This is a genomic window from Streptomyces sp. NPDC006430 (assembly GCF_040612395.1).
GTDB lineage: Bacteria > Actinomycetota > Actinomycetes > Streptomycetales > Streptomycetaceae > Streptomyces.
The window spans coordinates 387,750-405,121 of the sequence record NZ_JBEXQA010000001.1 but is presented as its reverse complement, the minus strand read 5'-3'; the positions used below and the strand labels follow the sequence as shown (position 1 = coordinate 405,121).

Sequence of the window (17,372 nt, the reverse complement as noted above, 5' to 3'; positions counted from 1 at the left end):
GGCGCCTCGCCGCGTTGTCGGACCACGCACGTACGTACGAGTCGTGACCCTCCGCCTCGCGATGCACCGCACCGCACGCCGCGGGCCCACCAGCAAACCTTCCCGGCCACAGCACTACACCGGGGGGACCAGGGTGAAGTAGTGCGTCAGCATGTCCTCGTCACCCGTGACCCGGAGCGCAGCCGCCGGTGTCCGCTGCCACAGGAAGAGCAGCAGGTCCGAGGCGGTGCCCGCGGCCTCGACGTCCACCGGGTCCGTGCCCCCGTTTTCCACCCGGACCTCCTCGCCCAAGAACGTGACCGTCCAGGACTCCGGCCCGTCCGTCCGCCGGAAGCGGTACCGCTCCCCCCGCCCCGCCGGCGCGTCGGTCCACGTCCGGCGGAACGGGGCCATCGTCTCGAAGCTCTGCGGTACCGCGTCCACGGCGATGTCCGTGTGGATCGGCACCGCCGGACCCGTCGCGGACTCGGCGTCCCAGCGGTGCACCGCCAGCTCGATGGTCTGCATGCGGAGCCAGAAGCCGCTGGTGTGGTCCGCGGTGTGCGGGGACCAGGTCCACACCGGTACGTCCGGGCCCAGCGCGCGGAAGTGGCCCTCCAGCCTCCGCGCACCCTCCGCGAACCATTCCCCCACTGCCTCCGGCAACGGCCCGCGGTTCGGCGCCTGCTCCGGCAGCGGCCAGGCCGCGCGCGCCGCCGGGCCCTCGGGGTGCTCGAAGAGGGCGGGGTCGGTGCGGTCCGGGGCTTCGGAGAGCCGGTCGTGCAGGATGCGACCGACGAAGCGGTGCACCGCGCCCAGGTGCCCGAGCAGGTCGGACACCGACCAGCCGGGGCAGGAGGGCACCAGGGGGAGCGGGCCGTCGCCCGCGTCGGCGATCGCCCGCTGGACTGCCTTCTCGAATGCCAGTGTCTCGTCGTGGAAGTGGGAGAGCCTCTCGTTATGATCCATGGACGTCACCCTGCCCCCTCGGGATGCCGTGTGCATCACCTTGTGCTGCGGGCGGACGCCTCCAGTGCGTCGGCCAGTCCGGAGCGGTCCGTGCCCAGTTTGCGGAAGACCGCGGACAGGTCCCGGTCGCGCACCGCCGGATCGTCCCGTACGGCCAGCTCCGCCGCACGGATTTCCTCGTCGGTCAGGCGCTCCTCGCGGGCCGGCCCGCAGGGCAGTTGCCCGCCGAGCCCGAGCAGGGCGTTCGTCGCGGTCCGCTCCAGCCCGTCCGCCCCGCACTCGCGCGCCGTCACCACGGCCCGCGCCAGCACCTCCACGTCCCCGAGTTCCGTTCCCAGCGCGGCCAGCGCACACGCCAGCTCGTATCCGGCCGGCGAGGCCGACAGCAGTTCCACCGCTTCCGTCAGCAGGGGCACCCGGTCCTGCGGGGCCGCCACCTGCGCGGCCACCCGCAGCGCCTGTCCGATGCCGGACGGGGCCCCGAACGCGCGAGCCCGTCGTACCGCGTCGGCCGCCAGGTCACGCGCCCTCGCCGGCTCTTCCCCTGACACCGCGCACGCGAGGAGCAGCTGCCACGGGCACCAGGACGGGTTCTGGATCCCGCGCGGGCTCAGTCTGCGGTCCACGGCCTCCAGCTCCGCTGCCGCCGCCTTCGTCTCTCCACGAGCCAGCAGCAGTTCGGCGTACACGGTCTGGGAATCGGGGAAGACCACCGCCGCCGGGAAGGGCTCTGCGTACGCGTGCTCCCGGGCGAGCTCCCACGCCTCATCGGCCCGCCCCCGCGCCAGCAGGGTGGTAACGAGGATCGCGATGGCGTACCAGTGCACCGGCGTCCGGCGGCCGACGCGCTCGGCGAGGTGCAGCCCGGCCCGGGCGAGCTCCTCGGCCTCGACGAGCCGCCCGCGCCGGTAGCGGACGTACGCGCGCAGGCTGTAGGCGAAGGACAGGTGGGCCCCGCGCCAGCCCTGCCGCTCGAACTCGGCGGTGCCTGCTTCGAACAGTTCCTCGGCCCGCCCGGGCCGGTCGGCGTACATGTGGACCATGGCGGTGAGCGCCGGAACCTCGAAGCCGCGGTCCTCGTGCGCCCAGCTGAGCGCCGGGCTCAGGGCGCGCCGAGCGTGGTGCAGGACCACGTCCACCGGCTCTCCGCGCAGGCAGGCGTCCCAGGCGCGCAGCCCGATGACGTACCGCTCGGTGAGGTCGCGGCCGGTCAACCGGTCGGCGAGCCCGGCCAGCCGGCGCGAGCGCGCCGGGGAGTCCGGCTCGGCCGCGTCGAAGGCGTCCCACATGAACTGCTCCGACTGCAGGCGCAGTCGGGCCCGGACGTCCTGGGTGTACGGGATCTCCCGCGCGAGCGATTCCGAGGCCTCGGCGAGGCGGTCGCTGTGCGCGAGGACCTGGGCGAGGCGGATGACGATGCCCTGGCGCAGGGCGGGGTCGTCGAAGGGTTCGGCGAGCGCGGCCCGTAGGTGGTTCACGGTGTTCGCGGGCTCGGTGAGCAGGGAGGCGCAGCCGAGCTCGTACAGCACGGCGGCGCGCTCGGCGAAGTCCGGTGGCTCGCGCAGTGCCCGTGCGAGCTGGCGGCGGGCGGCCTCGGGGGCGCCGGCCCGTAGGTTCTCGGCGGCGGCGGCGCGCAGGGTCCGCACCACCCAGGGGTCGTTCTGGGGGCAGGTTTCCAGCAGGTGGCGAGCGGCGGCGGAGGGGCCGAGTCCGGCGTCGATCGCGGCCACGGCGGCCTGCCCGTGGAGGGCGACCCGTAGCGCGTCGGGGATGGCCCGGTAGAGGGCGGTGGCGATGAGGGGGTGCACGAACTCCAGTCCGCAGTGGGGTTCCTCGCCCGGCGCGGACAGGATGCGGGCCTCGCGCAGCCGGCGCGTGGCGTCGGCTGCCTCTTCGGGGCCGAGTCCGGCGACCCGGGCGGCGAGTTCCTGTGGAATGGCGGTGCCGAGGACGGCGCAGGCCCAGGCGAAGCGGACGGTGGAGGGCCCGAGGCGTTCGAGGCGGGCTATCAGGCCGCTGCCGCGCTGGGCGGCGGCGAGGTCGCGCAGCAGTGGGGCGCTGTCCCGGGTGGGGGCGAGGTCCTTGTCGCGAACCTTGGCGGTGAGCTCGACGGCCTCGAAGGGGTTGCCGTTGGTGACGGCCCAGGCCTCCCGGCAGAAGGCGTCGTCGGCGTGGTCACCGACGGCCTCGCGGACCAGGGTGGAAACGGCGGCCTGGGTGAGCGGCGCCAGGGCCAGGGGGCGCTGTCCTGCACGGCCGGGCAGCGTACGGAAGGCCTGGGCGTGCCCGGGCAGTTCGTCAGGGCGGTATGCGACGACGAGGAGTAGCGGGAGGTGTTCGGCACGCGGGGCGAAGGCGGCGAGCCAGGAGAGGGATTCGGGGTCGGCCCAGTGGGCGTCGTCGAGGACGAGGACGACGGGGGCGCGCTGGACGGTGAGGTGGGTGAGGACCCAGTCGAGGCCGTCGCGCAGGCCCTGGGGGTCGGGTGGGGCGCCCTGTTCGGGGGCGCACAGGCCGAGTGCGGGGCCGACGATGGCGTACCAGCTCCCGAGGGCGGCGCGCAGTTCGCTATCGGAGTGTGCGGCGAGTTGGGGTTGGATGAGCTGGCGGGCGACGTGGAAGGGCTGGCTCTGTTCCTGTTCGCCGCCGCGGGCGGCCAGCAGGGTGCAGGAGCGGGCGACGGCGCGGCGGCGTACTTCGGCGAGGAGGGTGGTCTTGCCGAGGCCGGCGGAGCCGGAGAAGGCGAGCAGCGCGCCGCCGGCGCCGGGGCTGCCCGGGCTGCAACCGGTCAGTTGGTCCAGTGCCTCGTCCACGGTGTCGAGCTCCGCAGTACGTTCGAACATTTTCCGCCGTCTTCGGGTATGGCGTTCCGTCATGGCTGGTACCCCCCAGGCCTGTTCGGGTGATCAGCGTACGCCCGCGTACGCGCTGGGGAAGGCACTCGGCCGGGAAAGATCGGTTTCTTTGGGATCCGGCCCTTTCGGGTGCTCCTCCTGCGCCGAAAGGGTGGCCTGTTTCGCTTGTACGGCGGCGTTGGCGTGCACGACGAGACTCCGCACGTCGCTCTCGCCACTCGCGCGCCCCGCCTCCCTGTCATCCCGATATGACCGAATCAGCGGCTGCGGAGTCGGCGCCTGCGGACGGCGAGCGGCACGCCTCCTGGTTGGAGCTGTTCTTCGATCTGACGGCGGTGGCGGGCGTCGCCCAGCTGGCGCACCTGTTGCGCGGCGATCCGGGTGGGGACGAGGTCGCCCTGTACGCGGTGATGTTCGTGGCCGCGGCCTCCCAGGTGGCATGGGACGCGGCGCTCTACGGGGTCGGCGCCGGCGCGTTCCTGCTGCCGCTCCTGCTGTGGTCGCTGTCGCTGCGGCACGGGGCGAACGGGGTGCCGCTCCTGGCGCGGGACGCCTTCCGGTCCGGCTGGTCCTGCCGCTGCACTGCTTCGTGGCGGGCTCGGTGACGGTGCTGGCGGCTGCCCTCGGCGACTCGGTGGAGTACACGGACCACCCACCCGGTTCCGGCGTCCGTGCGGTGGCTGCTGTGCGCGAGTCCGGCGGTGTACCTGGTGATCACGGGGACGGCAACGGCCTGCTCGGGCCGCGGGGTGCGCGGGGCGCTGCTGCGGGTGGGGCCGTCACTGGCCGTCGTCCTGGTGGCGGGCACCGTGGACCGGCAGGCCACGGCCGTCCAACTGGTGTGGCTGCTGGTCCTGGCGACGGCGTGGACGCGTGCGGTGGAGGGGTACGACGGGGCCGGATAGGCTCGTCGACTTCCGGTAGGCAGGGGAAAGGGGAGCGTCGATGAGGGGGACCGGGCTCCTGCGCGGTGTGCTGTCCGCGGTGGCGGTGGGCGCGGTGCTCTGCGCGTGCACCGGGCGGGGCGGCGCCCCGCACGCCGCCCCGCCCACGGCTTCGGGCCACGGCCGGCTGACGGGAACGTGCACGGTGCGCACGGAGACCGATCCGATCGCCAGCAGGTTTCCCGAACTCGGCCGGATCGGGTCCACCACCTGGTGCGGTATGCAGCCGGCCTCCGCTGGGCGGCTGGCAGGTGCTCCCGGACCCACGGACGTACGGCTGTTCGGGGTGCTCAGGCCCCAGGACGTGGCCGCTGTCCGTGCGTACCTCGACGATCCCTCGTACGCCTTCGCCGCGGCCGTACCCCAGGACGTACCGGAGAAGATCCGCGACGTCCTGCCCACCGGCGCCCGGTGGGTGTCCAGCGAGACGTTCGACGCCCTGGTCACCGGCGGCCACTACGACGGGGACTTCTACGTCGACGCGGTGTCCGGCCAGGTCGTCTTCGACTGCATGAACCCGGATCGCAAGGACGGCCCGTCCCCCGCGGCGACCCCCGGCTGAACCGGCCCGGACCCTACGGAAGGGCCGGGCACCCCGCGGGGATGCCCGGCCCTTTCCCGTGCTGCCGGCCGGAGGCCGACGGCCGGTCGGTCTCCGGCTACGTAAGGTCGAACTCGCCGCCCCGCGCGTTCAGGACGAACTTGCGCCACTCGTCCGGCGCGAAGATCAACGAGGGGCTCTCGGGGCGCTCGCTGTTGCGCATCGCGATGAACCCCTCGACGAAGGCGATCTGGACGTCTCCCGCTCCCCGGCTGCTCGACTGCCAGTCCGCCCCGCTGAGATCGAGGTCCGGCTTGCCCCAGCCGGCCAGAGGCTGCGAAGTCATGCTCTCGGCCACGTGCGTGCTCCTCCCGGTACGTCGTCCGGGAGCCAGGGTAACCATCGCGACGGATGCCGCACAGGCCACGGTGAGTCACCTTCGGCCCGTCCGGTACCGCATCCGCAGCCTCCGTCGCGATCAGGAAGTCGGCTCCCCCGCCCCCACCAGCCACATCGAGAAGAACTGCGCGCCGCCGCCGTACGCGTGCCCCAAGGCACGGCGGGCACCCGGAACCTGGTGCTCCCCGGCCTGACCACGGACCTGGAGGGCCGCCTCCGCGAAGCGGATCATGCCGGAGGCCCCGATCGGATTGGTGGACAGGACCCCCCCGGAGGGGTTCACGGGGAGGTCGCCGTCGAGCTCGGTGACCCCGGCTTCGGTGAGCTTCCAGCCCTCGCCCTCCTCCGCGAAGCCCAGGTTCTCCAGCCACATCGGCTCGTACCAGGAGAACGGGACGTACATCTCCACGGCGTCGATCTCCCGCCTGGGATCGGTGATGCCCGCCTGCCGGTAGACGTCGGCCGCACAGTCCTTGCCCGCCTGCGGGGAGACGAAGTCCTTGCCCGCGAAGAGCGTCGGCTCGCTGCGCATGGCACCGCCGTGCACCCAGGCCGGCGGCCTGGGCGAACGGACCGCGCCCGCCCGGTCGGTGAGGACCATCGCGCAGGCCCCGTCCGAGGAGGGGCAGGTCTCGGAGTACCGGATCGGGTCCCACAGCATCGGCGAGGCCCGGACCTTCTCCAGGGTGATGTCGTGCTCGTGCAGGTGCGCGTACGGGTTCTTCAGCGCATTGCGCCGGTCCTTGTACGCGACGAGCGAGCCGACGGCGTCCGGTGCGCCGGTGCGCCGCATGTACGCGCGCACGTGCGGGGCGAAGAATCCGCCGGCGCCCGCCAGCAGGGGTTGCTGGAACGGGACGGGCAGCGACAGGCCCCACATCGCATTGGATTCGGACTGCTTCTCGAACGCGAGGGTGAGGACGGTGCGGTGGACGCGCGCCGCGACCAGGTTGGAGGCGACGAGCGCGGTGGAGCCGCCGACCGAACCGGCCGTGTGCACGCGGAGCATGGGCTTGCCGACCGCGCCGAGGGCGTCCGCCAGGTAGAGCTCCGGCATCATCACGCCCTCGAAGAAGTCGGGGGCCTTGCCGATGACGACCGCGTCGATGTCCGCCCACGTCAGCTCGGCGTCCGCGAGGGCCCGGGCCGCGGCCTCGCGGACGAGCCCCGCGATGGACACGTCGTGGCGGGCGGCGACGTGCTTGGTCTGGCCGATGCCGACGACGGCCACGGGCTCCTTGCTCATGCTCGGTCCCCTTCCAGGACGGCGACCAGGTTCTGCTGTAGGCAGGGACCGGAGGTGGCGTGCGCGACGGCCCGGTCGGACGCGCCGCGGTGGATCCGGGCGGCTGCCTCGCCGATCCGGATCAGTCCGGCGGCCATGACCGGGTTGGCGGCCAGCGGCCCGCCGGACGGGTTGATGGCCACGCCGTCACCGAGACCCAGCGCCTTGCGGAGTACGACCTCCTGGGAAGAGAACGGCGCGTGCAGTTCCGCCGTGTCCACCGGCCGCTCGAAGACCCCCGCGTGCTCGGCGGCGAGCCGGGTGGACGGGGAGTCGGTGAGGTCGCGCACGCCGAGGCTGTGCGCCTCGATCCGGTGGTCGATGCCGGTGATCCAGGCCGGGCGCCGGCACAACTGGCGCGCGACATCACCGGCCGCCAGCACGACGGCGGCTGCGCCGTCGCCGATGGGCGGGCAGTCGCCCGTACGCAACGGCCGGACCTGGTAGGCGCCCTGCCCGACGGCGCCGCGGAGCTGGGCGTGCGGGTTGGCCTCCGCGGCGGCCCGGCTTCGGGCGCCGATGGCGGCGAGGGCGGCCTCGTCGGTCTCGCCCGCGTCGATCAGTGCCTGCGCCTGGAGGGCGGCCAGGGCCACCGAGTCGGGCCACAGTGGTGCCACGTAGTAGGGGTCGAGCTGCCGGGTCAGGACGTCACGCACGGAACCCGGCGAGGACTTCCCGTACGCGTAGACGAGCGCGGTGTCCGCCTCACCGGTCTGGATCTTGACCCAGGCCTCGTAGAGGGCCCAGGCGCCGTCCATCTCGACGTGCGACTCGGAGATCGGCGGCCAGGCGCCCACCCCGTCGAGGGTCATGGTGAAGGAGAAGGCCCGGCCGGCGAGGTAGTCGCTGGACCCGGAACAGGTGAAGCCGATCTCGCCGGCCTTCAGACCGGTCCGGGCCAACACCTGGTGCAGGACCGGCATGACCATTTCGACTTCGCTGAGTTCGTCGGTGCGGCGCAGGTGGTCGCTCTGCGCGAAGGCGACGACGGCGACCTCGCGCGCGTAGCGGGACATCAGATGAGCTCCTTGTACGCGTCGTAGTCGGCGTCCGGCTCGCCGGTGGGACGGTAGTGGTCGGGGTAACGGCCGCCCTCGGTCCACACCGGCTCGACGCGCAGGCCCATCCGGACCCGGTCGTACGGGATGCCGCCGATCCGGCCGTGGAGGGCGAGGTCGGCGCCGTCGAGGGCGATGTGGGCGTAGACGTAGGGGACTTCGATGTCCAGGTTCTTGGCCTTGATGTTGACGATGCAGTAGGTGGTGACCGTGCCGGCCGGCCCGACCTCGACGCGGTCGGTGGTGGCGACCCCGCAGGTGGGGCAGGCGCCGCGCGGGGGCACGTACACCTTGTGGCAGGAGGGGCAGCGTTCTCCGACGGTCCGCTGCTCGGCGAGGGCGTTGATGTACGCGGTCTGGGCGCGGCCGGGGCTGTAGGTGTAGTCGAGGCGGGCCTCGGCGACGATGCCGGTGACGGCGCCCGCGCCGGCGAACTGCCCGTCGTGCGGTACGGCTCCTCGTCCTTCGGGACCCTCGTGGGGTTCGAAGCAGGCGATGTCCGTGATCGCACCGGTCCGCTCCTCGGCCCAGCGCACGCGCACCCGCAGCCCGCTGTGCACGGCGTCGGGCCCCGGGGCGTCGAGGGCGTGCAGGATCGCGGTGTCCGCGCCGTCGAGGCGGACGAGGACCCAGGCGAAGGGGGTGGCGAGGGGCTGGTGGGGGCGCGGGGCGCCGTTCCAGGACCAGGTGGTGACGGTGCCGGTGGCGGCGACCTCGACGAGCTCGCGGAGCTCTTCGGCGGTGACGGGGTCGTACTCGACCGGTGGGACCATCACCGCGCCGTCGGAGGTCTTCACACCGAGGACGACGCGCTCGCGCAGCCCGGTCAGGAAGGCGCTCTGGACGGGACCGAGGGAGCGGGTGAAGGGGAACTCGACGACGAGGGGGGCGCGCAGCACCTCTGGCGGGGACGCGGCTGTCATGGCGGTCTCTCCGATTCTCCCGGACGGGGGCGTCGCGGGGTGTTGGTCGAACTGTCCGTGCACCGCCTCCCGCCGGACGCGCCGAGTTCGGCGCCCCGGCCAGCCGGCTCCACCGAGACCGACCGCCCGAGTGGCCGGATGGCCGACCGGCCGCGGTGGCCGGGGTTGGGCGGGACTCTCCGGGACGGAGGGGCCTCGGCCCGTGGCGGCGTGGACCGTTCGACCCGCGGCCAGCGGCTAGGCGCGGCGGTAGACCGCCGGGCGTTTCTCCGCGAACGCCCGGGCCCCCTCCTTGGCGTCGGCCGTGTCGAACACCGGCCATCCGCGCGCCAGTTCGGCGGCCAGTCCGTCCGTTTCCGGCAGCTCGGCCGTCTCGTAGACCGAGGCCTTGACCGCCTCGACGGCGAGCGGCCCGCAGGCGTTGACCTGCTCCGCGATCTCCAGGGCCGTGGCCAGCGCCATCCCCGCGGGGACAACCCGGCCGATCAGCCCGATCCGTGCCGCCTCCTCGGCGGAGTACGGTCGGCCGGTCAGCAGCATCTCCAGTGCGTGGGTCCGCGGGATCTGGCGCGGGAGCCGGACCGTGGAGCCGCCGATCGGGAACAGGCCCCGCCTGACCTCGAACAGTCCGAAGGTGGCACCCGCACCCGCGACCCGGATGTCCGTGCCCTGGAGGATCTCCGTACCGCCGGCCACGCAGTAGCCTTCCACCGCCGCGATCACGGGCTTGCGCGGCCGGTGGTGGCGGAGCATCGCCTTCCAGTGCAGGTCGGGGTCGGCTTTGAGCCGGTCCCGGTACCGGTCGCCGGCCATCCCGCTCCCGGCCAGTGCCTTCAGGTCCATTCCGGCGCAGAAGTCGCCTCCCGCGCCCGTCAGGACCACCGAACGGACGGTGTCGTCCGCGTCCGCCTGCAGCCAGCCGTCGTACAGCCCCACCAGCAGCGGCAGCGAGAGCGCATTCTTCGCCTCGGGCCTGTTCATGGTGAGCACCAGCGTGGCGCCGTGACGCTCCACGGTGAGGTGTTCGGTCCCACCCATTGCCGTCCTCCCGTCTCAAGACCTAGAACAGGTTGCAGGAGGGGCGGGTGCAGTTCAATAGTTTTCTGACACACAGTCAGATTTCTTGGGCCTCGCCCTTCCCACTTCGGCCGCGCGGCGCTCTAATGACCGCCGAGCAGAACAGCCACGGGCATTTCGGGGGTGAGGAGGAACGGTGGAGTACAACCTTGCCGACCTGTTCGAGTCAGTCGTCGACGTGGTCCCGGACCGCGAGGCCCTCGTGTACGTGGACCACCCCGGCACCGGTGCCGAGCGCCGCCTGACGTACGCGGAGCTGGACGCCGCGGCGAACCGCATCGCACACCACCTGCTGGACAGCGGGCTGAAGGCCGGCGAGCACCTGGGGCTGCACCTCTACAACGGGATCGAATACCTACAGACCGTGCTGGCCTGCCTGAAGGCCCGCCTGGTACCGGTGAACGTCAACTACCGTTACGTGGAGGAGGAGCTGGTCTACCTCTACAACGACGCCGACCTCGCCGCGCTCGTCTTCGAGGGCGAGTTCACCGAGCGGGTGGCGGCAGCCCTCCCGCAGGCGCCGAAACTGCGCCACCTGATCCGCGTCGGCGCGGCTCCACGGGGCGCTCCGGAACCCGCGCTCGCACCGGTCCCGTACGCGGACGCCGCGGCGGCGGGCTCGCCCGCGCGCGGGTTCCCGCCGCGCTCCCCCGACGACCTGTTCATCATCTACACCGGCGGCACCACGGGCATGCCCAAGGGCGTCATGTGGCGGGCGGAGGACCTGTTCTTCGCGGGGCTCTTCGGCGGCGAGCCTTCGGGCGAACCGGTCGAACGGCCCGAGGAACTGGCCGAGCGAGTCGCGGCGCGCGGCGCCGGGCTCACCTTCTTCCCCGCTCCCCCGCTGATGCACGGCACCTCGACGCTGACCTCCTTCATCGCCTTCAACTACGGCCAGCGGGTGGTCATCCACCGCAAGTACGTGCCCGAGGAGGTGCTCCGCACGATCGAGAAGGAGAAGGTGTCGAGCGTGTCGCTGGTGGGCGACGCGATGCTCCGGCCGCTCATCGACGCCCTGAACGGCCCACTCAGGGGAACTGACCTGTCCTCGCTGTTCAGCGTGTCCTCGTCCGGGGCGATCATGTCGGATTCGGTGCGGGCCGAGTTCCAGCGGCTCGTACCGAACGTGCTGCTCCTGAACAACTTCGGTTCCTCCGAGTCCGGTTCCAACGGTAGGGCGGCCGACGATTCGGGCCCGGAGAAGGGCTTCCGCCTCGTCGTCAACGACCGGACGCAGGTGGTGGATCCGGTGACGCACGAGCCCGTGCCGGTGGGCGCACCGGGGCGGCTCGCGCAGCGCGGCCACGTCCCGCTCGGCTACTACAACGACCCGGCCAAGACCGCCGAGACCTTCTTCCAGAAGGGCTCCGAGCGGTGGGTGCTGCTCGGCGACATGGCGACGGTGGACGAGGAGGGCATCGTCACGGTGCTCGGGCGCGGCTCGCAGTGCATCAACACGGGCGGCGAGAAGGTCTACCCGGAGGAGGTCGAGCAGGCGTTGAAGTCCCATCCGGACGTGTATGACGCGCTCGTCGCCGGCGTCCCGGACCCGCGGTGGGGCTCCCACGTCGCCGCAGTGGTACAGGTCCGGGCGGGCGCTGCGGAGCCGACCCTGGACGAGATCCAGAGCCACTGCCGGACCAGGCTGGCGGGGTACAAGATCCCGCGACAGTTGGTCATCGCGCCCGCCATCCAACGCTCCCCCAGCGGCAAGGCGGACTACCGCTGGGCGAAGTCGGTGGCGACGGAGGCGGACGACGCGGCTCGCGGAGAACGGCTGACGGCACAGGGAGACGGCGGCGCCCGGTAGCCCGCCGAATCGATCCGGAGCCGATTCGGAGCCGGAGCCGGAGCAGCTCAGAGGTGGGCGCGCAGTTCGGCCGCCAGGTCACGGAGCCGGGCCGCGAGCTCCTCGCGGTCCGCACCCTGTCCCAGTACGGCGACCTGCTCCTCGGTGAGCCGTAGCGGACCCGGCTGTTCCAGCAGCTGGACCGCTTCGTCGAGCAGACCCACCAGGCGGCGGGCGCCGGAGGCCCTGAGCGGCACCGATACTGCGGGGTCGATGACGGACATCGCCGCCGCCTCCCTTCGCGCCCCTTCGACGGGGACGTCTCCTTCGACCGTACGCCCGCGCCGGGACGGCCGCCGCTCAGAGCCCGGTGGCGAGGAAGCCTCCACCCGGTCCGCGAACCAGTGCGGGTCGCCGAGCCAGGGGTGGTGCGCAGAGCCCCGCCCGGACGACCCGGACCGGGCGGTCGGCGTGATCTGTGGAAGATCGACACGGCACCACTTCACCATGCGATCACTCGTTCGAGTCATTGATTTACCTGCGGAGCTGCGGCAATCTACCGAATGATCGGTCGGCTTTCTCGGCTCGCGATGGGGTGACGGCATGACGGCGCACGCAGGTGTTCACGACGACGGCGAGCGGTTGAGCAGTGACGAGCTGGCCGCTCTCCAGTTGAAGCGGCTGCGTGCCACGTTGAGCCGTGCCTACGAGCAGGTGCCCTTCTACCGACAGGCCTTCGACAAGGCCGCGGTCCACCCTGAGGACTGCCGTTCCCTCGCCGACCTGGCCCTGTTCCCTTTCACCACCAAGGCCGACCTGCGCGACCACTACCCCTTCGGCATGTTCGCCGTTCCCCGCTCCGAGGTGCGTCGCATCCACGCCTCCAGCGGCACCACCGGCCGCCCCACCGTCGTCGGGTACACCGACGGGGACCTTTCCACCTGGGCGGACGTCATGGCCCGGTCCCTCCGGGCGGCGGGCGCCAGACCGGGCCAGATCGTGCACATCGCCTACGGGTACGGGCTGTTCACCGGCGGGCTCGGCGCCCACTACGGGGCGGAGCGGCTCGGCTGTACGGTCATTCCGGCATCCGGCGGGATGACGGACCGTCAGGTCCGACTCATCCAGGACTTCCGGCCGGAGGTCATCATGGTGACGCCCTCCTACATGCTCACGCTGCTGGACGAGATGGAACGGCAGGGGATCGACCCGCGCAGCACGTCCCTGAGAACGGGGATCTTCGGTGCGGAGCCGTGGACGGAGGAGATGCGCCGGGAGATCGAGCAGCGCCTCGACATCGACGCGGTGGACATATACGGCCTGTCCGAGGTGATCGGTCCCGGTGTGGCGCAGGAGTTCGCGGAGACCAAGGACGGTCTGCATGTCTGGGAGGACCACTTCTACCCGGAGGTGGTGGACCCGTTCACCGGCGAAGTACTGCCGCAGGGCGAGCCCGGGGAGCTGGTGTTCACCTCGCTCACCAAGGAGGCCATGCCCGTCATCCGCTACCGGACCCGCGACCTGACCCGTCTGCTGCCCGGCACCGCCCGGCCGGCCTTCCGCCGGATGGAGAAGGTGACCGGCCGCAGCGACGACATGATCATCCTGCGGGGGGTCAATCTCTACCCGACCCAGATCGAGGAGATCCTGCTGCGGACCGCGGACCTGGCCCCGCACTTCCAGCTGCGGCTGACCCGGGAGGGCCGGATGGACGCCATGACCGTACGGGTGGAGGCGCGCCGCGAAGCGGATGCAGGTCAGCGGGAGTCCGCAGCCGCCGCCGTGGTCCGGGCGGTCAAGGAGGGCATCGGGGTCTCCGTCGGGGTCGAGGTGGTCGACCCCGAGACGCTGGAACGCTCGGTGGGCAAGATCAAGCGGTTGGTGGACCTGCGCGATTCGACGCCCTGATCCTCGTCAGCTGGCCCCGACGGGGCCGAGGCGGGCCACGAGCTCCTCGACGAAGGCCTCCACGTGGGACGGTCGGGGACCGGGGCGGGTGGCGCAGAACCAGGTGCGCGTCAGGGGCCGGGCGCCGATCTGCACCAGCGCGAGACCGTGGGAGGCCGCGTACGGTGCCGCCACCCAGTTCGGCAGTACGGCGATGCCCTGGCCGCCCGCCGCCATCTCGATCACCAGGTCGGTGACCAGGGGCATCGTGGTGATCCGGGCGGGGCGGGCCTGGGCCGGGATCGGCAGCGGGTTCGACGGGATCCGGTTCTGGTCGTAGACGTCGTACAGGACCAGATCCACGCCGGTGAAGTCGGCGGCCGTCACGTGCCGGCGGGACGCCCAGGGGTGTGCGGCGGGCACCACGGCCACCATCTCGTCCTCGAACAGCTGGATCAGGTCCACCCGGTCCATCTGCAGGTCCGGCTTGGTGACCAGCGCGACGTCAACGAGGTCGGCGAGCAGGGCGGTGATGGGCGCGTCGTCGGCGACCGTCTCGATCCGCACCTCGGCCTCCGGGTGGCGCGCGCGGAAGGCGCGCAGCACCGGGGGCAGCCACGGGAAGGTGGTGCTGCACTGCGCGGCGAACCGCACCCGGCGGTCCCGGCCGTCGCGCATGTCGTGCAGTTCCCGGGTGGCCGAGTCCAGTTCGCCCAGGATGCGGTGGGCCGCGACCAGCATCCTGCGGCCGGCCGCGTTCGGCACCAGACGGCGGCCCACCCGGTCGAACAGCCTCATCCCCAGACGGTCCTCCAGCCGGGTGAGCCGCTGGCTGAGGGCCGGCTGGCTCACGTAGAGCTGTTCGGCGGCCGCGGTCAGCGATCCGGCTTCGGCGGTGGCGGCCAGAAGTTCCAGGTCACGCAGATCCACATCCATAACACGGGATTATCACATGCTTCAAAATCCGTCGTGGCCTTATGGGTTCGGGGCTCCTACGTTGGTGCTTGTCCGTCACTTCGACGCACGCACCCCATCAGCCCGAAAGGCAGCCGACCCATGTCCGACGCCAGCACCGCCCGCACCTCCACGCACACCCCCACCGCCCTGGTCACCGGCTCTTCCAGCGGCATCGGCCTGGACATCGCCCGCGCCTTCCTGGCCCGCGGTGCCAACGTGGTCCTCAACGGCCGCGACGCGGACCGCCTCGCCAAGGCCTCGGCGGCGCTGGGCCACCCGGATCGCACGGCCTGGGTCGCGGGCACCATCGCCGACCGCGCGACCGGCGAGTCCCTCGTCCGTACCGCGCTCGACCGCTTCGGCGGCGTCGACGTCCTCGTGAACAACGCCGGCACCTTCGCGTCCCGGCCCTTCACCGACGTCACCGAGGAGGAGTTGGACGGCTACCTCACCCACAACCTCAAGGGCACCTACCTCACCACGCAGGCCTTCGTGCGCGCCGTGCGCGAGCAGGGGCGCGGCGGGAGCGTCGTCAACATCGGCACGGTCCTGGTGGAACACGGCATCGCCGGGTACCCGGCCTCCGCGCCGGTGGTGAGCAAGGCCGGGGTACACGGCCTCACCACGAGCCTGGCGGCCGAGCTCGCGGCCGAGGGGATCCGGGTCAACCTCGTCGCGCCGGGCATCGTCCGCACCCCGCTGCACGCGGGAGTGGAGGTGGACGCGTACGGCGGCCTCGCACTGCTCGGCCGCGTCGGCGAGGTCTCCGAGATCGCCGAGGCCGTCCTCTACCTCGCGGACGCCGAGTTCGTCACGGGTCACGTCCTGCGCGTGGACGGCGGCCACGTCACCGGCCGCCCCTGATCCTGGCCCGCTCGCTCCCGCCCCTCGCCCTTCAGCTGCCACCGCCCAGACAGGAAGAAACATGCCGTACGTCAACGTGAAGATCACCCGTGAAGGCGCCACCGCCGCTCAGAAAGCCGAGATCATCGCCGGTGTCACCGATCTCCTGGTCCGCGTCCTCGACAAGGACCCCGCCACCACGTTCGTCCTCATCGACGAGGTCGCCCTTGAGGACTGGGGTGTCGGGGGCCTGCCGACCGAGGAGTACCGGCGCCGCACGAAGGGCTGAGCGCATTCCGCCGACTGCCGCGCGGGCGGCCGAAACCACCCCTTCGGGCCCACTTCGGTGCAGCCTCCGAGAGCCTGCGGGCCCGTGGGGGTAGTCCAAGAGGCGTGACTTCGATCCTCCGACAGTTCCACGACCGGTTCCAGGCCTCCATGGCCGGGCTGGTGTGGAGCCGGGGGCGGGAGATGGAGCTCATGCACCGGGCCATGGGCTTCGCTGCGCTCGGGTTCCTGACCCTGGTGCCGCTGCTGGTGGTCGTGGCTGCCGCCGCCCCCGGCAGCGGCTCGGGCTTCGGCCGCTGGCTCGGCCAGGCGCTCGGGGTCACGGAGTCCTCCCGGGCCCGGGTCGAAATGCTGTTCAGCGCGGCCGACCTGGCACTCGAACGGACGACCGCATTCGGGCTCGCGGCCCTCGCCGTCTTCGGCCTGACCTTCGGCTCGGCCGTGCAGACCGGGTACGAGAAGGTCTGGGACCTGCCGACCGCCCGCTGGCACACCATGTGGCGGCACGTCGTCTGGCTCGCCCTGTTGGTCTGCTACCTCGCGCTGCTCGTCGAGATCCCCGCGCCGTCGCACAACGCGTTCGGCACGGTCCTCGGAACCAGCGGCGACCTGTTCGGCACCTGCCTGTTCTTCTGGGGCTCGCAGCGGCTGCTGCTCGGCGGCCGGGTCCGCTGGCGCGCCCTGCTGCCGGGCGCGGTGGCGACCAGCCTCGGCCTGCTCGGCCTGCGGGTCTTCTCCCAGCTGGTGTTCTCCCCGCTGATCGCTTCCAACGCCGTCACCTACGGCCCCTTCGGCACGCTGCTCGTCGTCCAGTCCTGGCTGGTCGGCGTCGGCTTCGTCGTCTACGGCGGCGCCCTGGTGGGCCGCGTGATCCACGAACACCTCACCCTGCGCCGCCTCCGACGCACCGACCTCGCACCCGAGCGAGAGCCGGGTGAGTGAGACGGGGTAGTGCGAAGGCGGGGGGAAGCAGGGGCGGGACGGGGCGGGGCGGGAGGGTGCAGGTCCCGTAGGGTGCCGCTCAGGCGAGCCGGAGGTCGATGAAGCGCACGCTGTCACCGGGCAGTAGGTACCGCTCCACTTCCACGAACCCGTGCTCCAGCGCAAAACGCAGACCGTCCCCGTTGGATTCCAGGACCACCGTCTCGATCGTCTCGGCGCCGAGTCCGCGCGCCGCCGCAAGCCCCTGCGCGTAGAGCTGAGCGCCGAACCCCCGACGCCGGTGGGCCGGGAGCACCCGGGCGATGACCGTGGCCACGGCGGCACCGTCCCTCGGCGGACGCACCGTCGAGCAGCCGACGAGGACGTCGTCGAGGTACGCGACGTCCAGCAGGTTGCGCCCGGCGCGCTCCCGCACGTCGTCGAGCGACAGCGGGTCAGTGGGGATGATCAGGTTGTGGACCTGCTGCCAGTCCAGGAGCACGGGGCCGTCGCCGTCCACCCGTTCGATACGAAGATCGTTCATGACCGCAGGAAACCGTGCCCGTCCCGCGTCGTCAATGGCCCGCCCCGTCCGACCCGTCGGGCCACCCGAACCGTCGTCCGCGACAGCGGACCGCCACCTCGGGGTACCAAACG

Annotated in this window: 18 protein-coding genes; 8 read left to right on the top strand and 10 right to left on the bottom strand. The window is 72.2% G+C overall.

Features of this window, described 5'->3' with window-relative positions; translation table 11 throughout:
• Positions 1-114: 114 nt before the first annotated feature.
• Both ABZZ20_RS01905 and ABZZ20_RS01900 read right to left on the bottom strand, forming a co-directional pair.
• Positions 115-948, bottom strand: coding sequence for a maleylpyruvate isomerase family mycothiol-dependent enzyme (locus ABZZ20_RS01905; RefSeq protein ID WP_356865670.1), 834 nt, complete (start codon positions 946-948; stop codon positions 115-117).
• A gap of 35 nt (positions 949-983) precedes the next feature.
• Positions 984-3,791, bottom strand: coding sequence for an AAA family ATPase (locus ABZZ20_RS01900; protein ID WP_356865669.1), 2,808 nt, complete (start codon positions 3,789-3,791; stop codon positions 984-986).
• Positions 3,792-4,051: 260 nt separating this feature from the next.
• On the opposite strand from ABZZ20_RS01900, the gene ABZZ20_RS01895 reads away from it, so the two are divergent.
• From ABZZ20_RS01895 to ABZZ20_RS01885, 3 genes are all read left to right on the top strand, one after another.
• Entirely contained in the window at positions 4,052-4,408 is a 357-nt protein-coding gene (locus tag ABZZ20_RS01895; protein WP_356865667.1) for a low temperature requirement protein A, read from the top strand.
• Positions 4,409-4,474: 66 nt separating this feature from the next.
• Positions 4,475-4,708, top strand: a complete 234-nt coding sequence (locus ABZZ20_RS01890; RefSeq protein WP_356865665.1) for a hypothetical protein — start codon at positions 4,475-4,477, stop codon at positions 4,706-4,708.
• Positions 4,709-4,748: 40 nt separating this feature from the next.
• Positions 4,749-5,309, top strand: coding sequence for a hypothetical protein (locus ABZZ20_RS01885; protein WP_356865663.1), 561 nt, complete (start codon positions 4,749-4,751; stop codon positions 5,307-5,309).
• Between the two features lie 97 nt (positions 5,310-5,406).
• Here ABZZ20_RS01885 and ABZZ20_RS01880 read toward each other — a convergent pair whose 3' ends face one another.
• The 5 genes from ABZZ20_RS01880 to ABZZ20_RS01860 all read right to left on the bottom strand — a co-directional run bounded on the left by ABZZ20_RS01880 (position 5,407) and on the right by ABZZ20_RS01860 (position 9,991).
• The gene (locus ABZZ20_RS01880; RefSeq protein ID WP_214944595.1) at positions 5,407-5,646 is read right to left on the bottom strand and encodes a DUF397 domain-containing protein; all 240 of its coding nucleotides are present in this window, start codon (positions 5,644-5,646) and stop codon (positions 5,407-5,409) included.
• 120 nt (positions 5,647-5,766) lie between these two features.
• A complete protein-coding gene (locus ABZZ20_RS01875; protein WP_356865661.1) occupies positions 5,767-6,933 on the bottom strand; it encodes a thiolase domain-containing protein in 1,167 nt (388 codons plus the stop codon).
• Positions 6,930-7,988, bottom strand: coding sequence for a thiolase domain-containing protein (locus ABZZ20_RS01870; RefSeq protein ID WP_356865659.1), 1,059 nt, complete (start codon positions 7,986-7,988; stop codon positions 6,930-6,932). The genes ABZZ20_RS01875 and ABZZ20_RS01870 overlap by 4 nt, the downstream gene beginning before the upstream one ends.
• Complete coding sequence (locus ABZZ20_RS01865) at positions 7,988-8,953, bottom strand: OB-fold domain-containing protein (RefSeq protein ID WP_356865657.1); 966 nt, start codon at positions 8,951-8,953, stop codon at positions 7,988-7,990. The genes ABZZ20_RS01870 and ABZZ20_RS01865 overlap by 1 nt, the downstream gene beginning before the upstream one ends.
• Before the next feature lie 237 nt (positions 8,954-9,190).
• Positions 9,191-9,991, bottom strand: coding sequence for a crotonase/enoyl-CoA hydratase family protein (locus tag ABZZ20_RS01860; protein WP_356865655.1), 801 nt, complete (start codon positions 9,989-9,991; stop codon positions 9,191-9,193).
• A gap of 175 nt (positions 9,992-10,166) precedes the next feature.
• Between ABZZ20_RS01860 and ABZZ20_RS01855 the strand changes: the two genes are divergently transcribed.
• A complete protein-coding gene (locus ABZZ20_RS01855; RefSeq protein WP_356865653.1) occupies positions 10,167-11,840 on the top strand; it encodes an acyl-CoA synthetase in 1,674 nt (557 codons plus the stop codon).
• A gap of 47 nt (positions 11,841-11,887) precedes the next feature.
• Here ABZZ20_RS01855 and ABZZ20_RS01850 read toward each other — a convergent pair whose 3' ends face one another.
• Entirely contained in the window at positions 11,888-12,103 is a 216-nt protein-coding gene (locus ABZZ20_RS01850; protein ID WP_356865651.1) for a hypothetical protein, read from the bottom strand.
• 319 nt (positions 12,104-12,422) lie between these two features.
• On the opposite strand from ABZZ20_RS01850, the gene paaK reads away from it, so the two are divergent.
• The gene (gene paaK, locus ABZZ20_RS01845; RefSeq protein ID WP_356865649.1) at positions 12,423-13,727 is read left to right on the top strand and encodes a phenylacetate--CoA ligase PaaK; all 1,305 of its coding nucleotides are present in this window, start codon (positions 12,423-12,425) and stop codon (positions 13,725-13,727) included.
• Between the two features lie 6 nt (positions 13,728-13,733).
• On the opposite strand, the gene ABZZ20_RS01840 is transcribed toward paaK, so the two are convergent.
• Entirely contained in the window at positions 13,734-14,642 is a 909-nt protein-coding gene (locus ABZZ20_RS01840; protein ID WP_356865647.1) for a LysR family transcriptional regulator, read from the bottom strand.
• A 120-nt stretch (positions 14,643-14,762) separates the two neighbouring features.
• Here ABZZ20_RS01840 and ABZZ20_RS01835 point away from each other — a divergent pair, with 120 nt between their 5' ends.
• The 3 genes from ABZZ20_RS01835 to ABZZ20_RS01825 all read left to right on the top strand — a co-directional run bounded on the left by ABZZ20_RS01835 (position 14,763) and on the right by ABZZ20_RS01825 (position 16,736).
• On the top strand, positions 14,763-15,527 hold the full coding sequence (locus ABZZ20_RS01835; protein WP_356865645.1) for an SDR family oxidoreductase: 765 nt from the start codon (positions 14,763-14,765) through the stop codon (positions 15,525-15,527).
• Positions 15,528-15,588: 61 nt separating this feature from the next.
• Complete coding sequence (locus tag ABZZ20_RS01830) at positions 15,589-15,795, top strand: 4-oxalocrotonate tautomerase family protein (RefSeq protein WP_356865643.1); 207 nt, start codon at positions 15,589-15,591, stop codon at positions 15,793-15,795.
• A gap of 149 nt (positions 15,796-15,944) precedes the next feature.
• Positions 15,945-16,736: a YhjD/YihY/BrkB family envelope integrity protein gene (locus tag ABZZ20_RS01825; protein WP_356866122.1), complete on the top strand. Its 792-nt coding sequence runs from the start codon at positions 15,945-15,947 to the stop codon at positions 16,734-16,736.
• Between the two features lie 79 nt (positions 16,737-16,815).
• Here the strand turns inward: ABZZ20_RS01825 and ABZZ20_RS01820 are convergent, their stop codons facing one another.
• Entirely contained in the window at positions 16,816-17,259 is a 444-nt protein-coding gene (locus ABZZ20_RS01820; RefSeq protein WP_356865642.1) for a GNAT family N-acetyltransferase, read from the bottom strand.
• Positions 17,260-17,372 lie beyond the last annotated feature (113 nt).

Coding starts and splice junctions, on each gene's coding strand:
- ABZZ20_RS01850 (WP_356865651.1), bottom strand. CDS start 12,103: ATGTCCGTCATCGACCCCGCAGTATCGGTGCCGCTCAGGGCCTCCGGC.
- ABZZ20_RS01870 (WP_356865659.1), bottom strand. CDS start 7,988: ATGTCCCGCTACGCGCGCGAGGTCGCCGTCGTCGCCTTCGCGCAGAGC.
- ABZZ20_RS01840 (WP_356865647.1), bottom strand. CDS start 14,642: ATGGATGTGGATCTGCGTGACCTGGAACTTCTGGCCGCCACCGCCGAA.
- ABZZ20_RS01825 (WP_356866122.1), top strand. CDS start 15,945: ATGGCCGGGCTGGTGTGGAGCCGGGGGCGGGAGATGGAGCTCATGCAC.
- ABZZ20_RS01875 (WP_356865661.1), bottom strand. CDS start 6,933: ATGAGCAAGGAGCCCGTGGCCGTCGTCGGCATCGGCCAGACCAAGCAC.
- ABZZ20_RS01830 (WP_356865643.1), top strand. CDS start 15,589: ATGCCGTACGTCAACGTGAAGATCACCCGTGAAGGCGCCACCGCCGCT.
- ABZZ20_RS01860 (WP_356865655.1), bottom strand. CDS start 9,991: ATGGGTGGGACCGAACACCTCACCGTGGAGCGTCACGGCGCCACGCTG.
- ABZZ20_RS01865 (WP_356865657.1), bottom strand. CDS start 8,953: ATGACAGCCGCGTCCCCGCCAGAGGTGCTGCGCGCCCCCCTCGTCGTC.
- ABZZ20_RS01835 (WP_356865645.1), top strand. CDS start 14,763: ATGTCCGACGCCAGCACCGCCCGCACCTCCACGCACACCCCCACCGCC.
- paaK (WP_356865649.1), top strand. CDS start 12,423: ATGACGGCGCACGCAGGTGTTCACGACGACGGCGAGCGGTTGAGCAGT.
- ABZZ20_RS01820 (WP_356865642.1), bottom strand. CDS start 17,259: ATGAACGATCTTCGTATCGAACGGGTGGACGGCGACGGCCCCGTGCTC.
- ABZZ20_RS01905 (WP_356865670.1), bottom strand. CDS start 948: ATGGATCATAACGAGAGGCTCTCCCACTTCCACGACGAGACACTGGCA.
- ABZZ20_RS01895 (WP_356865667.1), top strand. CDS start 4,052: ATGACCGAATCAGCGGCTGCGGAGTCGGCGCCTGCGGACGGCGAGCGG.
- ABZZ20_RS01885 (WP_356865663.1), top strand. CDS start 4,749: ATGAGGGGGACCGGGCTCCTGCGCGGTGTGCTGTCCGCGGTGGCGGTG.
- ABZZ20_RS01900 (WP_356865669.1), bottom strand. CDS start 3,791: ATGTTCGAACGTACTGCGGAGCTCGACACCGTGGACGAGGCACTGGAC.